Annotated in this window: 14 protein-coding genes; 2 read left to right on the top strand and 12 right to left on the bottom strand. The window is 57.6% G+C overall.

The window, feature by feature from the left end; genetic code table 11:
- Window positions 1-44: 44 nt before the first annotated feature.
- The 3 genes from copZ to H7B67_RS22040 form a co-directional block, all read right to left on the bottom strand.
- Window positions 45-245 (bottom strand): copper chaperone CopZ, encoded by a 201-nt coding sequence (copZ, locus tag H7B67_RS22050; RefSeq protein WP_185122022.1) that lies wholly within the window; start codon window positions 243-245, stop codon window positions 45-47.
- Window positions 246-274: 29 nt separating this feature from the next.
- Complete coding sequence (locus tag H7B67_RS22045) at window positions 275-610, bottom strand: metal-sensitive transcriptional regulator (protein WP_185122021.1); 336 nt, start codon at window positions 608-610, stop codon at window positions 275-277.
- Window positions 611-728: 118 nt separating this feature from the next.
- Window positions 729-1,415, bottom strand: a complete 687-nt coding sequence (locus H7B67_RS22040) for a TetR/AcrR family transcriptional regulator (protein WP_185122020.1) — start codon at window positions 1,413-1,415, stop codon at window positions 729-731.
- Between the two features lie 166 nt (window positions 1,416-1,581).
- Between H7B67_RS22040 and H7B67_RS22035 the strand changes: the two genes are divergently transcribed.
- A complete protein-coding gene (locus tag H7B67_RS22035) occupies window positions 1,582-3,057 on the top strand; it encodes a DHA2 family efflux MFS transporter permease subunit (RefSeq protein ID WP_185122019.1) in 1,476 nt (491 codons plus the stop codon).
- A 100-nt stretch (window positions 3,058-3,157) separates the two neighbouring features.
- Complete coding sequence (locus H7B67_RS22030) at window positions 3,158-3,694, top strand: hypothetical protein (RefSeq protein ID WP_185122018.1); 537 nt, start codon at window positions 3,158-3,160, stop codon at window positions 3,692-3,694.
- A gap of 90 nt (window positions 3,695-3,784) precedes the next feature.
- On the opposite strand, the gene H7B67_RS22025 is transcribed toward H7B67_RS22030, so the two are convergent.
- The 9 genes from H7B67_RS22025 to H7B67_RS21985 all read right to left on the bottom strand — a co-directional run bounded on the left by H7B67_RS22025 (window position 3,785) and on the right by H7B67_RS21985 (window position 13,378).
- Window positions 3,785-5,110, bottom strand: coding sequence for a deoxyguanosinetriphosphate triphosphohydrolase family protein (locus tag H7B67_RS22025; RefSeq protein ID WP_185122017.1), 1,326 nt, complete (start codon window positions 5,108-5,110; stop codon window positions 3,785-3,787).
- Between the two features lie 129 nt (window positions 5,111-5,239).
- Window positions 5,240-5,590 (bottom strand): DoxX family protein, encoded by a 351-nt coding sequence (locus tag H7B67_RS22020; RefSeq protein WP_185122016.1) that lies wholly within the window; start codon window positions 5,588-5,590, stop codon window positions 5,240-5,242.
- Between the two features lie 139 nt (window positions 5,591-5,729).
- Entirely contained in the window at window positions 5,730-6,440 is a 711-nt protein-coding gene (locus tag H7B67_RS22015; protein ID WP_185122015.1) for an FCD domain-containing protein, read from the bottom strand.
- Between the two features lie 27 nt (window positions 6,441-6,467).
- Window positions 6,468-7,193, bottom strand: coding sequence for a LutC/YkgG family protein (locus H7B67_RS22010; RefSeq protein ID WP_185122014.1), 726 nt, complete (start codon window positions 7,191-7,193; stop codon window positions 6,468-6,470).
- Complete coding sequence (locus tag H7B67_RS22005; protein ID WP_185122013.1) at window positions 7,186-8,700, bottom strand: LutB/LldF family L-lactate oxidation iron-sulfur protein; 1,515 nt, start codon at window positions 8,698-8,700, stop codon at window positions 7,186-7,188. The genes H7B67_RS22010 and H7B67_RS22005 overlap by 8 nt, the downstream gene beginning before the upstream one ends.
- Window positions 8,697-9,425 (bottom strand): (Fe-S)-binding protein, encoded by a 729-nt coding sequence (locus H7B67_RS22000; protein WP_185122012.1) that lies wholly within the window; start codon window positions 9,423-9,425, stop codon window positions 8,697-8,699. The genes H7B67_RS22005 and H7B67_RS22000 overlap by 4 nt, the downstream gene beginning before the upstream one ends.
- A 233-nt stretch (window positions 9,426-9,658) precedes the next feature.
- Window positions 9,659-10,675, bottom strand: a complete 1,017-nt coding sequence (gene mglC, locus H7B67_RS21995; RefSeq protein ID WP_185122011.1) for a galactose/methyl galactoside ABC transporter permease MglC — start codon at window positions 10,673-10,675, stop codon at window positions 9,659-9,661.
- Window positions 10,676-10,708: 33 nt separating this feature from the next.
- A complete protein-coding gene (locus tag H7B67_RS21990) occupies window positions 10,709-12,235 on the bottom strand; it encodes a sugar ABC transporter ATP-binding protein (protein WP_185122010.1) in 1,527 nt (508 codons plus the stop codon).
- A gap of 138 nt (window positions 12,236-12,373) precedes the next feature.
- Window positions 12,374-13,378, bottom strand: coding sequence for a galactose ABC transporter substrate-binding protein (locus tag H7B67_RS21985; protein WP_185122009.1), 1,005 nt, complete (start codon window positions 13,376-13,378; stop codon window positions 12,374-12,376).
- Between the last annotated feature and the right edge of the window lie 107 nt (window positions 13,379-13,485).

Genomic DNA, 13,485 nt, shown 5'->3' with positions numbered 1-13,485 from the left:
CTTGTGGCCGAACCCGGAGGCGCCGCCGCAAGCTCAGTAATTATTTAAACGACATCGTAGCCTTGGTCTTCGATCGCTTCCTTCAGGCTGGCGACCGTCGTCTTGCTCTCGTCGTATTCGATGGTTACGGATTTCTTCGCCAAGTCCACCTTGGCCGACGCTCCCAGCTTGCCGACCGCGCCTTCCACCGCGTTAACGCAATGACCGCACGACATTCCTTCTACCGTAAGCGTAATATTGGACATAATGGAGTTCCTCCTTGAATGAAGCAATATTATTTCATCAGCTTGTTGACCGTCACGAGAAGCTCGTCGATCACTTCGTTCTCGCCGGCTTGAATGCGTTCCACGATGCAGCTTCGCATATGTCCTTCCAGCAACAGCTTCCCTACGGAACCGAGCGCGGATTGCACGGCGGCAATCTGGTTCAGAACGTCGTCGCAATACGTATCCTTCTCGATCAAGCCTTTGATGCCTCGAATCTGCCCTTCGATGCGATTCAGCCGCGAGACCAGGTTCGTCTTCATCTCGTTCGAATGATGGCTCTTCCTAACCGTCGGACCGTCGGAGTGGCAGCTCTCGACCGCGTTGGTTTCCTTGGTTTGCTCCATGCTTCGATCACCTCACACCCTTATCCTAATATACCCCCATAGGGTATGTCAATCCCTTTTTTTCGCAAACGAAAGGCGGCATAGGGATAAAGTTCCCGATACCGCCTCTTCTCATGAATCAACCGATTCCGTACATGATCTTCTTGGCCAGCCGATCCAATCTCTCCGGCATTCCTTCGTCTCCGTCTCGCTCGGCGTCGGGCGCGCTTAGGATCTGCCGTTTCTTGATCTGATAGTAATCGAACAACGCGTTGCGAAGCGTCAGGTTGTGCTTCATCAAGTTGACCGGGTCGATCAAGTTCCGGAAAATCAGCTCGTCCTGAAGGATAAGCAGCGTCGCGTTCTGGCGAATGAAGACCCCCGCTTCCATTCCCTCTTCGTAAAAGCGGCACAGCCGTTCGTTACGGGCCCCGATAGCGGATTCCAGCTTGGCGTACAGCTCGGGGAACGCCTCGCGCAAATCGTTAAGGAACGGCTCCGAACGATAGCTTGCGATCAAGAGCGTTTGGACGAAGGTGTCGCAAAATCTTTTCTCATAGGGCACGTCCGCCTCCGGAAGATCCTCCGCGTCTTTCTCCTTGAGATAGGTAATGAATTGGTCGACGATGAGCTCGATGATCTCGTCCTTGGAGCTGAAGTATTTGTACAACGTCGCCTTGGAGATATCCATATGCTTAGCGATATCGTCCATCCGAAGCTGCTGAAAGCCCATGCTTCTAAGGGGAGACATCAGCTTGGCGGCGAGTTTGCCTCTGCACTCGGGATCCGTGTAACGGCAGCCCGGCTGACCTTCTAGGTTCTTCATAGCGCTCCCCCTTCTTATGCTTCCAGTATAAACGATTGTTGTCGGAGAGTAAACTTTCTATACTGTCTATACGTTTTTCTTAATTTTAGTTTACTTTGCGTAGGCAGTGGAGTATGATTTAGAAACTAAATACAGATATAGATAGGAATTGGAGAGGAACTGGGCTATGGCGGAAAATGAGGTTCAAAGCAAGGTGAGGTTCTGGCCGGTCATGTTCGCGATATTTTTCGGGTCGTTTCTAAGCGTATTGGGGATTAGCACCATCAACCTCGCCCTGCCTTTTCTGATCGAAGACTTCGGCAGCGACCTGAACACGATTCAATGGGTATTGACCGGATTCATGCTCTCGCTTGGGGTCATCGCGCCGCTAACGGGCTATTTGGGGGACCGGTTCGGGTTCAAGAAGCTGTACCTGTATTCGATGGTCGGCTTCGTCGGGTTCTCGCTTCTATGCGCGTTGGCCTGGAATTCAAGCTCGCTCATCGCGTTCCGGATCCTGCAGGGGGCGTTCAGCGGCTTGGTCCTTCCGGCGACGATGACGATCATCTTCCAGGTGATCCCCCGCGAGCGGCAGCCGTTCGCCGTCAGCATCTGGGGGCTGTCGGCCATGCTCGCTCCCGCTTTCGGCCCCACTCTCAGCGGATGGCTCATTCAGAACTTCAGCTGGAAGTGGCTGTTCTATATCAACGTTCCGATCGGTCTGATCGCCATCGTCTTCATTCAAGCGATGATTCCCGACTACCGGGTCGGCAAGCGCAAGCCGCTTGACGTCGCCGGCCTGATCACCGTCGTGACAAGCAGCGCGTCGATTCTGCTGGCGCTCAGCCAAGGAAGGCAGTGGGGATGGATGTCGTGGAATACGCTCGGCTTGTTCGTCCTCGGCGTTGCCGCGCTGATCTTGTTCATCCGACGGGAGCTGAGCGCCGAACATCCGCTTCTGAATCTTAGGGTGTTCGCGAACGCCAGGTTCTCTTTCTCGCTCGTCTCGGCGACGATCATCATGATCAGCCTGTATTCCGGCACCTTGCTTATTCCGTTGTTCCTGCAGAACGTGCAGAACGTATCGGCGCTCGACACAGGCGTCATCATGCTTCCCGCTTCGCTTATCATGGCGCTGGGAATGCCGATAGCCGGCAAGCTGTACGAACGGATCGGACCTCTATGGATGACGGTGGGCGGACTCGCGTTCATTCTCGTCGGCAGCTTCGAGCTGTCCCGGCTCGACACGGGAGTCTCCCATGCGTACATTATCTTCTGGATGACCATTCGCAACATCGGCGTCTCCTTTGCCGCCTCGGCGACGGGAACGGCCGGCATGGAGGAGATACCGCGGGTTCAATCCGGCGACGCTTCCTCGGTCACCAACTGGGTACGCAACGTAGGCGGATCCTTCGCCATCGCGCTGTTCACCTCGCTGCTCATCTCGAATGCGTCGTCTCACGGCCAGAGTCTGGCCGCTTCCGGGCACGACCAAGCGACGGCTCCCTTGCTCGCGTATACGATGAGCGTAAACGATGTCTTCCTGGTAGCGACGCTGATCGCCGCGGCCGCCCTGCCGTTCGGCTTGCTGGTAAGGAAGAAGCGCCGGCAGCAGGCTAACGTATCGACTAGCCCGGGGGCTGCGGAAGAACAATTGGCTTAATTATTCCTAAGAGGCCGTTCCTTATGGAGCGGCCTCTTTCTCTCTTATCCATTATTAGGATAAGATGATCTTGCATTCATTTTTGAGGGAGGAGAAGGTCGTGAAAAGCAACCTGCAGGACGTTGTGTTATTGGGCCTTTCCGTTCTTATTCTTTTGAACCTTCTCTTTCTGCTCATTGCCATGCTCGCTCGAAAAAAAGGGCTTTCTATGTCCGTCGCCAAGCTGACTCTGCTGCTTCTGCTAAATGCGTGGCTCCTGGAGGCGATTCGCGCCCTCACGGTACCCCCGGCCGACGAGAGCGGCAACGGGAATCCCGCGTACATCCTTTATCTTCCGGCGATCGCGGTTACGGCCGTCCTATGTACCGCGCTGTTTTTAATGATTACGAAGCGGGTTAGGCCGCATCGCCGTACGGTGGCAACCCTCATTCTTATAGGCGGAATAACGGGAGCGCTGGCCGTCTGGCAGCAAACCTCGTTTACAATAAGTTTGCGCCAAGAGCTGGAGCGAGTCGAACATGTCGGACCTCAGCAGCTTAATACGCTGTATTTTAATTATTGGACATCGGCATTCTGCGTGGCTCTGACGTTGCTTTTAGCGGGGCTGCGGATTTGGCTCCGAAAGGTTCACGTTTAATCGAACAAATGGACCCGATCAGCCCAAATAAACGTGATTTTTATCGCCGCACAGATGTAAAAACGCGGGAGCCAAGCTCCCGCGCCTCTGTCAATCCCGTTCATAAATCGAGCCCGACCGGCTCGCGAAGAACTCCCCGTACACTTTCTCGGCGTAAGCGTCCGTCATCCCCGAGATGTAGTCGGCGACCATCCGCTCCCAAGGCCACTTGCCCTGCTGCTGCTCGTAGTTCTCCAGCCAATCCGGCGGGATGATGAGCCTTCCCGTCTCGTACTCCTTGAAGCTGTCCCACAGCCTGCGGATCATGACCTCGCTTCGCTTGTGCAGACGCTGCACGCGGAAATCCTTGATCAGCGTCACCCACGCAAGCTTCTTCAGAATCTCCATCGTGCGCAGCAGCTCCAAGTCCTCTTGGCCTTCGCGTACGAACGTGACTCTTTTCCAGTCTTTCGCCGGATCGTCGATAATGCCGACCTGGTTCGCGAAGCGGCGCACCCAACGGGCCTTGATCTCTCTTCTCGTACGGGACGTGTCGCTGCCGTTCTCCGCGTAGATCTCGTTCCATTGCCGCACGAACTGGCTGAGCACCTGCTTGACCGTCGCCTTGAGGTCGATGCCGTCCCAATTCATCCCTTTGTTGCCCGGGTCCTCCACGATCTCCTGCATCAGATGGGTAACGATCCTGTCATCCTCGGAGAAGTTCGTTCCTACCGGGATTTTGCCCGCGCGGATGCCGTCCTCCAGGTCGTGGGTCGAATATGCGATGTCGTCGCACAGGTCCATAAGCTGGGCTTCCAGCGTCGCGCAGCCTTCCGGCATCCCCCATAACCCGCGCAAGTAGTCGATGCCTTCCCATTCGCGGCGGAAGACGCCCTTAAGCCGGCCGGGCTCGTCTATGCAATAGGGATACTTGTTGATGCCGAGAAGGGCGGCCGCGGTCAGATCGAGCCCGCTGTCGCTGCCCGCTCTCTTCTCCAGGAACATCAGGATGCGAAAGTTCTGGGCGTTGCCTTCGTATTTGAGCCCGTGTTCCTTCTGCAGCACGTCGTTCAGCACTTCTTCTCCTTTATGGCCGAACGGCGGATGCCCGAGATCGTGCGCTAGCGCCGCTACCTCCACGACCTCGGGGTCGATCATCAGGCCGGGATGAAGCTTCTGCGAGAGGAACGGATAGCTCTTGCCCAGCCGTCTGGCCACCTCGCGCGCGATCTGCGACACCTCCAGCGAATGCGTAAGCCGGGTGCGGTAATAATCGCCGGAGCCGGCGCCGAACACTTGGGACTTCCCCTGCAATCGGCGAAAAGCGGGGGATTGAATCAATCGCGAGTAGTCCTTCTCGTATTCCTCTCGATCGTCCCCCGAATAGATATTTTCCGTGTCGAACAATCTTAGCTTGCGTACGTTCGTCTGCGTCATTCTGCGTCACCTCGAAATCGAAACCATTTCTCGTATTGTATTTGTTTTCGTCTTCGTTCGCCACTATATGTTAACTATATGAAAAAAAACCGAACGCGCGGCGTCCGGTTTCTTCTCTTCCAGCAGTTATTAGAATAAGAAAGTAGCATAGCTAATCGTAACGGCCAAGGACACGCACAAGAACACGATTGCCGGCACCCATTGCGAGAACTTGTCCTGAACCCGGAAATGAACGAACATGGCTCCGATCATCGTACCCGCCAGCAGGATTCCTCCCCATGCCGCAAAGCCGTGCGTCCAAATGCCGAGCAGCATCATGGCCGCCCCCGCCAATTCGACTCCCCCGGTGACAAGCCGCATCCACGGAGGCAATCTCCACCGCTTGAAGTTGATCATCTGCGGCTTCGCTCCGGCCAGCTTCGAGAGTCCGCCGACCAAGAAAGCGGCGATCAGCATGATCTGCAACACGATGATTGGCACGATAACGCCTCCTATAACGACTGCAAGCGATCCCATAAACACATGACAATGCGGATCGAATCCCTAGTCCTATAGGCGAATTATAGGGGATACGGGCAAGACTGACAAGGCTTTGCGTGGAAAAGCTGGGACTACGATCCTACAAATACTTAAGAAGGATATTCTCGATATTGCGCAGGTGGCGCTTCATTCCTTCCGCAGCCGCTGCCGCATCTCTCGCCGCGACCGCTTCGCAGATTGCGGAATGCTCCTCCAGCAGTCTCTCGGCGACGGTTCTGTTCGAGTACAGCTCGACGCGGCGAACCTCGCGGATCGCCAGCTCCATCGGGGTCATGATCGAATCGAGAACCTTGGAGAGCATGGAGTTGTGCGTCGCCTTCACGAGCGCGAGGTGGAACTCGATATCCGTTCGCTCTCCCTCGAGATCGTTCCCGACCGCGAGCTCCATTTCCTTGACGATCCGCTGCAGCGTCGCCGCGTCTTCCTCCGTTCTCTTCTCCGCGGCCAGCGAAGCGATAGACACCTCGAGGGATTGCCGAACCTCGATCAGCTCGAGCAGCGTCTCCCGGTTCAAGCGGAGCGACTCCAGCTCCGGAAGCTTGATCTCCGGTTCCGGCTCGGAGCGGATGACCGTGCAGCCGCCTCCCTGGCGAATCTCGATCAGCCCCATGGCCTTGAGAGCGCTGAGCGCTTCGCGCGTCGTCGATCGGCCGACGCCGAACCGCTCCGACATCTCTTTCGTCGAGGGCAGCTTATCCCCGACCTTCAGCTTGCCGTCCAGGATCTGGCGCTTCAGCTGTTCCGTGATCTCTTCGTAATGGTTCCGTTTCGTTAGCGGGGTGACTTCCACGCCAGATCTCTCCTTCCACTCGTCTCTTTATCCTACTAGAAGAGCGTAAACAACGCCAGGCCCGTGCACGCCGATCGTCAGATCGTTCTCGATGTCGGAAGAGCGGCTCGGTCCGGTAATGAAGTGAATGCCCGCGGGCAGGTTCTCTCTTCCGCCTTCATCGAAGGCGACAAGCACTTCCCCGAGGCGGGTCTTCATCTGATCGACCGGGATAATGATCATCATGACGGTCGGAAGCAGCGATACCGAGCGCCCTTTGTCCTTCGAGGACTTCACGACGACCGATCCCGTATAGGCGACGGAATGGTCGGCGATGACCACGCCGAAGTCCGCCTCGGCGGAACGCGCCTTCCAATAAACGTCCGGATCGGTGTTCCAGACGGAGATCCGCGCGTCCGGAAGCGCCGCCTCAAGCCCGAGGGCTTCCAGCTCCGCTTCGTTCTGCCTCACGATATATTTCGCGCCCATCTCGCGGGCTTTCTCCGCGATAAAGTCGCGCGCGGCGTCCATATCCGCCAGCCTTGCCACGTGACCGCCGACGCTCTTCCAGTTGGCGGAGAACCGTTCGATCTTCTCCTCGCGGTCCCACTCGAACTTGTTCCAGAAGTCCGGCGCCCCGCGGAACGGATGCTCCGGAGCCTTCGTCATGACCGGATGCCGAAGCCGCTGCGCGATGCCCGCCATGAAGGAGGCTTGCTTGGCTTTCGACTCTTCTTCCATCTGCTTCAGCCATTCTTGATGCGAATCAGCCATGATGATGTCCTCCTCCTTGCCCTCTCCGCTTCACGGCGTCTTCCATCCTCTGCTTCATCTCCGGGCTCATCTCCTTGAGATCCGCGCGGATCTGCTGGTCCAGCGTCTCCCAGTTCTCGCGGAACGACTTCTTCGGCAGGCTCGGCGTTACCCGGTAGCTGTTCCATCCTTTAAGCGGCCCGAGCTTCGTCCGGATGCCTCCGTCGCGAACGACGAGCTTCTGGCCGATTTGGCCTAGCTTTACGACGGTCCGGAACCGCTTCGCGTTGCCGAGAAGCGTGGAGAAGCCCTTCATGCCCGCTCCCTCCAGCTTGTTGCCATGCCCCTTCTCAACCTTGCGGCGACGGAGGTAAACGAGCATGTCGTGCAGCGGGATTTTGACCGGACAGGCTTCATAGCAGGCGCCGCATAGACTGGACGCGTTGGCGATATCGTCCCACTCCGCGATGTTCTTGTTGAGCGCCGGCGTGAGCACCGCTCCGATCGGGCCGCTGTAGGTGCCGCCGTAAGCGTGGCCGCCGATGTGGCGATAGACCGGGCAGGCATTAAGACAGGCGCCGCAGCGAATGCAATTGAGCAACTCCTGGAACTCGGGATCGCCGAGCTGCAGAGAGCGGCCGTTGTCGACGATGATGATGTGCATCTCGTCCGGACCGTCCGCGTCTTCGCTGCGGCGCGGCCCCGAGATGGCGGACATGTACATCGTCAGCTTCTGCCCCGTAGCCGAACGAGGCAGCAGCGTCGCCATGACCTCGAGATCCTGGAACGAAGGGATGATGCGCTCCATTCCCATCAGCGTAATCTGCGTCTTAGGCAGCGTGGTCACCATGCGCGCGTTCCCCTCGTTCTCGAACAGAACCATCGAGCCCGTCTCGGCGATGGCGAAGTTGCAGCCGGTCATTCCGATATCCGCTTCGAGGAAGCGCTCCCGCAGCTTTTTGCGCACGAATCCGGCCAGCACCGTCGTATCGGCTTCCAGCTTCTCCCCCGCGACCTCGGACAGCAGATCGGCGATCTGGTAACGGTTCTTATGGATCGCCGGGATCACGATATGGGAAGGCGTCTCGCCCGCCAACTGAATGATATATTCGCCTAGGTCCGTCTCGATCGCTTCGACCCCGATTTTCTCCAAGGCGGCGTTCAGATGAAGCTCCTCGGACACCATCGACTTCGACTTCACGACGGTCTTCGCGCTCTTGCGCTCCGCGATCGACAGGGCGATCCGTACCGCATCCGCGCCCGTATCGGCGAAGTGGACATGGACGCCGTTCGCTCTAGCGTTGTTCACGAATAAATTCAAATAATAGTCCAGGTGCGCGATCGTGTGCAGGCGAATCGCCCGTCCGCGCTCTCTCCACTCGTCCCAGTTGCCGTGCTCGCCGGCCGCGTTCTTCTTCCCGTTGCGAAGCCGCTCCGTCGTGAACTTGACCGCCTTCCTCAGGAATTCGTCGTTCAGCGCCAGCTCCGCCCGTTCCTTGACCGTTCCCAATGCTCCCTTTGCGCTCATGCCAGCTTCGCTCCTTCCGCAAGCAGCTCGGCCAGATGCATGACCCGAACCGGCTCGTTCCGATACCGCAGATTGCCCGCGATGTTCATCAGGCACGCCATGTCGAGCCCGACCAGCACCTCGGCTTCGGTCTCCTTGACGTGATCCACCTTCTCCGACACCATCGCGCCCGAGATGTCCGCCATCTTCACCGCGAACGTCCCCCCGAACCCGCAGCAGTCCTCCGCGAACGGAAGCGGCACGAACTCAAGCCCCTTCACGCTCTGCAGAAGCGCCATCGGTTCGTCCTTCACGCCGAGCAGTCGGCTGCCGTGGCAGGACGGATGGTACGTCACTTTGTGCGGGAATACCGCTCCGACGTCGGTGACGCCAAGCACTTGCACGAGGAACTGCGTGAATTCGTAGGCTTTCTGCTGAAGCTTCTCCGCTCTGGCTTTGTTCACGGGATCGTTCTCGAACAGCTTCGGATAATGATGGATCATTCCCGTGCAAGAGCCCGACGGAGAGATGACGAAGTCGCTGTCCTCGAACGCGTTCAGAATCGTCTTGGCCGTCTCGCGGGCGTCGTCCCAATAGCCGCTGTTGAACGCCGGCTGTCCGCAGCACGTCTGCACCTTCGGGAACTCCAGCTGCACGCCGTACTTTGCGAGCACGCGCACCATCGCTTCGCCCACCCGCGGGAAGATGGCGTCGCTCAGGCAAGTAATAAACAAGGAGACTTTCATGACGCATTGCACCTCGATCGCAATAATATCGAAATAATATAATCTTATTATCAGGTTGTCAGACATGTTTTGCAAGCGTTTTTTTGCGCCTACGGGCGGATTCGTCATCCAAACGACACATCTATCTCTAACAGCACGTTAGAAAGCTATTTGGTTAGAAAGCGTTAGAAAGCAAAAAGCTTCTCCCGCGAACGGGAGAAGCTCCTTGGCCGATTCCATCGACTGTGCATAGGTTACTTCTTCGCAACGTATTTGCGAATATCGAACGCTACCGCGACGACGATGATGAGGCCTTTGATGATAAGCTGCCAATAAGGGCTGATTCCGATGAAGGTAAGGCCGTAGTTGATGACGGTAAAAATCAGGACGCCCGCGACGATTCCTTTGACCCTGCCGACGCCGCCCGTCGTGGACACGCCGCCGACGACGCAGGCGGCAATGGCGTCGAGCTCGTACATGTTGCCGTAGTTGTTGGTCGCTCCGCCGGTGCGAGCCGCTTCGAGCACCCCTGCCAGACCGTACAAGGCGCCCGCGATCGCGTACAGCCACATCAGGTTCTTGGCCACGTTGATGCCCGAGACGTGAGCCGCTTGAATGTTGCCGCCGATCGCGTACATGTTCTTGCCGAGGCGGGTCTTGTTGAAGACGACCCACACGACGAAAGCCACGAAAATCGCGATCAGAACGATGTACGGCAGCGAGAACTGCCCGCTTCCGATCGAGCCGGTGCCCAGCTCGCTGAAGTCCTTGCGCAGCCCGCCGATCGGCTGCGAGTTATTCGGCGGCATATCGAAGTAGATCGAGTTCGCCCCGTACACCGCGACCATCGTGCCGAGGGTCGCGATAAACGGCGGAACGTGGAACTTCGCTACGATAAATCCGTTAAGCAAGCCGATCAGCAAGCCGATGAAGATGGCGATCGCGATCGGAATGATCATCGACATCTGAGGCAGGTTCGGGAAGAAACGGCTGCCGTAGTCGGACATTTGCAGCATCGACGCCGAGACGACGGCGGTGAGGCCGACGACCCGTCCGGCCGACAGGTCCGTGCCCGCCGTGATCAGGACGAACGCGGCGCCGAGCGCGATAATGAGACGGGTCGACGATTGGATCAGCATGTCCCGGAACGTCGTGACGGACAGGAAGTTCACGTCCATGACGGAGATCGCCAGAATCAAGACGATGAGGACAAGCCAGATCGCGTTCTGCGAGAATAGGTTTTTTGCTTTTAAGCTTTTGGTTGCTTCCATGATGCTTATATGCCTCCTCTTGAATCTTGGCGATCAGCCCGCGTTGGAGCCGTGCTGGGCGGCGAGTCTCATGATGTGCTCTTCCGTCGCCGACTTGCCGTCCACGATGCCCGTGACGCGCCCTTCGGACATGACCATGATGCGGTCGGACATGCCCATGAGCTCCGGCATCTCGGAGGAGATCATGACGATGCTCTTCCCTTGCTTGGCCAGCTCGATAATGATCGAGTAGATTTCGTATTTCGCTCCGATGTCGATGCCGCGAGTCGGTTCGTCGAGCAGCAGAATATCCGGATCGGTGAGCAGCCAGCGGGCCAGAAGCACCTTCTGCTGGTTGCCGCCGGATAGATTGCGGATCAATTGGTTCACGGACGGCGTCTTCGTCTTGAACTTCCGCACGCCCTTCTCCGCCTCTTCCTTCATCTTCTTCTCGTTCAGGAAGCCGAGCTTCGAGCGGTACAGGCCGAGATTGGCGATCGCCGTGTTCTCGGTGATCGACAGCACAGGGAAGATGCCGGTCACCCGTCTCTCTTCCGTAAGCATGGCGATCTTGTGCTTCTTCGCGTCGATCGGCGACTTGATCGCGATCGGCTTGCCATCCTTGACGATGGTGCCGGACTTGACCGAGCGAAGGCCGAACAAGGCTTCGACCAGCTCCGTGCGCTGCGCTCCGACGAGACCGCCGATCCCGAGAATCTCTCCTCGGCGAAGCTCGAACGAGACGTCCTTAAACGAATGGGCAAGCGGCGACGTCAGCTTCTCCACGCGGAGCATGACCTCTCCCGGCTTGTTCGTGCGGGCGGGATAACGTTCGGAGAGGTCCCGTCCGACCATCCGGGTGATGATGTCGTCGATCGTAAGCGAAGGAGCCGGCCACGTTCCGACGTATTTGCCGTCGCGCATGATCGTCACGTCATCCGAGATGCGCAGGATTTCCTCCATCTTGTGCGAGATATAGATGATGGACACGCCTCTGGCGCGCAATTTATTGATGATGGCAAAAAGCTGCTCGACTTCGTTCCCCGTAAGAGACGAGGTCGGCTCGTCCATGACGATGATCTTCGACTTGAAGGAGACCGCCTTAGCGATCTCGAGCGACTGGATCTTGGAGACGGACAGCTCCCCGACCAACTGGCGCGGGTCGATCGCCATATTGAGGTCGTCCAGCAGCTCCACCGTATCCCGGTGCATTTTTTTATGATCGATAAACCGCAAGGGCATGACGCCCTTCAGCGGGAATCTTCCGAGCCAGATGTTCTCCATCACGCTCCGCTGCGGAACCGGATGAAGCTCTTGGTGAATCATGGAGACGCCGTAATTCAAGGCGTCCTTCGAATTCTTGATGTCGACCTTATGGCCGTCCAGGAATATTTCGCCTTCGTCCGGCTTATAGATGCCGAACAAGCATTTCATCAGCGTCGATTTGCCGGCGCCGTTCTCGCCCATCAGGGCATGGACCGTGCCCGGACGAACCTGGAGCGTAACGTTGTCGAGCGCTTTGACGCCCGGGAACGTCTTCGTGATGCCCTTCATTTCCAACATATAAGGATGCTGCTGCATTGTGATAGCCTCCCTTGAATCCAACTCCGCATCCGGCCGTTCAGCCGTCGCGGCAGGCGGTCGGGGAAGCGCCCGCTTGGACGCTCCCTTCGCCTTGTCCGCTTTTCTCTGTTAAGAAACAAATGTTTAAGAGTAACTTTAGTTGGCTTGGGTAACCTTCTGATAAGGGATCCAGACGTACTTGCCGTCCGTGATGTCGTATCCGACGTTCTCCTTCGTCGGCGTTTCGCCCTTCGCCAGAACGCTCAGCAGGTTCACGGTCGCTTTGCCTTGGTTCTCGGCATCGTTAAGCACCGTTCCGAGCAGCGTTCCGTCCTTCAGCGCTTGCTTGCCCGCTTCCGTCGCGTCTACGCCGACGACCGGCATCTTCTTGTCGCCCTTGAAGTAGCCTGCCGCCTTCAAGGCTTCGATCGCGCCGAGCGCCATGTCGTCGTTGTTGGCCAGAACCGCTTCGATCTTGTCGCCATGGGAAGCCAGGAACGCCGCCATCTTCTCTTGGCCCTTCACCCGATCCCACATCGCGGTATCTTCGGCCAGCTTCTCGACCTTGATGCCGGCGTCCTCGATCGCTTGGATGGAGAACTTCGTGCGCAGCTCGGCGTCTTGGTGCCCCGGCTCGCCCTTCAGCATGACGTATTGCAGCACGCCGTCGCCATTCTTGTCGGCTTCCGGATGGGTCTTCCAGTAGTCGGCGACGATCTCGCCCTGAATCGTGCCGGATTCTTCCGCTTTCGCGCCGACGAAGTACGCCTTATCCCACTTCGCCAGATCGTCCGCGAGCGGCTCGCGGTTGATGAAGACGACCGGGATGTCCGCGTTCTGCGCTTTGCCGATAATCGTGCCGGCCGCCGTGCGGTCGACGGGATTGATCGCCATCGCTTTCACTTTCTTCGTGATGAAGAGATCGACTTTATCGTTCTGGGTCGGCTGAGAGTTCTGGCTGTCGACGATATCGACGTTCAGCTTGCCGGAAGCCGCCGAAGTGATGGCGCTGCGCACGCTGCTCATGAACGTGTCGTCGAATTTATAGATCGCGACGCCCGTCTTCGGCAATCCGCCTTCGCTGCCGCCGTTCGAGCTCGAACATCCCGCCGTTACTACGGCCACCGCGCCGATAACCAATGCTGCCGTCATTTTTTTCATTTTCTAATGACCTCCCTGGAGAATCGCTGATGATGTCTTGGGTGCTGCTCTTGCTTGCTTGTTCATTATGGCCGATCCGTCCGCCGATTCGAACTTAAAATCCTCCT

The organism is Cohnella thailandensis (genome assembly GCF_014212135.1).
Taxonomy (GTDB): domain Bacteria; phylum Bacillota; class Bacilli; order Paenibacillales; family Paenibacillaceae; genus Cohnella; species Cohnella thailandensis.
Note: the sequence above shows the minus strand (reverse complement) of the source record. Positions and strands in the feature narration are given on the sequence as shown.

Bases quoted from the DNA above. Each gene is read 5' to 3' on its own strand.
- copZ (WP_185122022.1), bottom strand. From the start codon at position 245: ATGTCCAATATTACGCTTACGGTAGAAGGAATGTCGTGCGGTCATTGC.
- H7B67_RS22045 (WP_185122021.1), bottom strand. From the start codon at position 610: ATGGAGCAAACCAAGGAAACCAACGCGGTCGAGAGCTGCCACTCCGAC.
- H7B67_RS22040 (WP_185122020.1), bottom strand. From the start codon at position 1,415: ATGAAGAACCTAGAAGGTCAGCCGGGCTGCCGTTACACGGATCCCGAG.
- H7B67_RS22035 (WP_185122019.1), top strand. From the start codon at position 1,582: ATGGCGGAAAATGAGGTTCAAAGCAAGGTGAGGTTCTGGCCGGTCATG.
- H7B67_RS22025 (WP_185122017.1), bottom strand. From the start codon at position 5,110: ATGACGCAGACGAACGTACGCAAGCTAAGATTGTTCGACACGGAAAAT.
- H7B67_RS22010 (WP_185122014.1), bottom strand. From the start codon at position 7,193: ATGGCTGATTCGCATCAAGAATGGCTGAAGCAGATGGAAGAAGAGTCG.
- H7B67_RS22005 (WP_185122013.1), bottom strand. From the start codon at position 8,700: ATGAGCGCAAAGGGAGCATTGGGAACGGTCAAGGAACGGGCGGAGCTG.
- H7B67_RS22000 (WP_185122012.1), bottom strand. From the start codon at position 9,425: ATGAAAGTCTCCTTGTTTATTACTTGCCTGAGCGACGCCATCTTCCCG.
- mglC (WP_185122011.1), bottom strand. From the start codon at position 10,675: ATGGAAGCAACCAAAAGCTTAAAAGCAAAAAACCTATTCTCGCAGAAC.
- H7B67_RS21990 (WP_185122010.1), bottom strand. From the start codon at position 12,235: ATGCAGCAGCATCCTTATATGTTGGAAATGAAGGGCATCACGAAGACG.
- H7B67_RS21985 (WP_185122009.1), bottom strand. From the start codon at position 13,378: ATGAAAAAAATGACGGCAGCATTGGTTATCGGCGCGGTGGCCGTAGTA.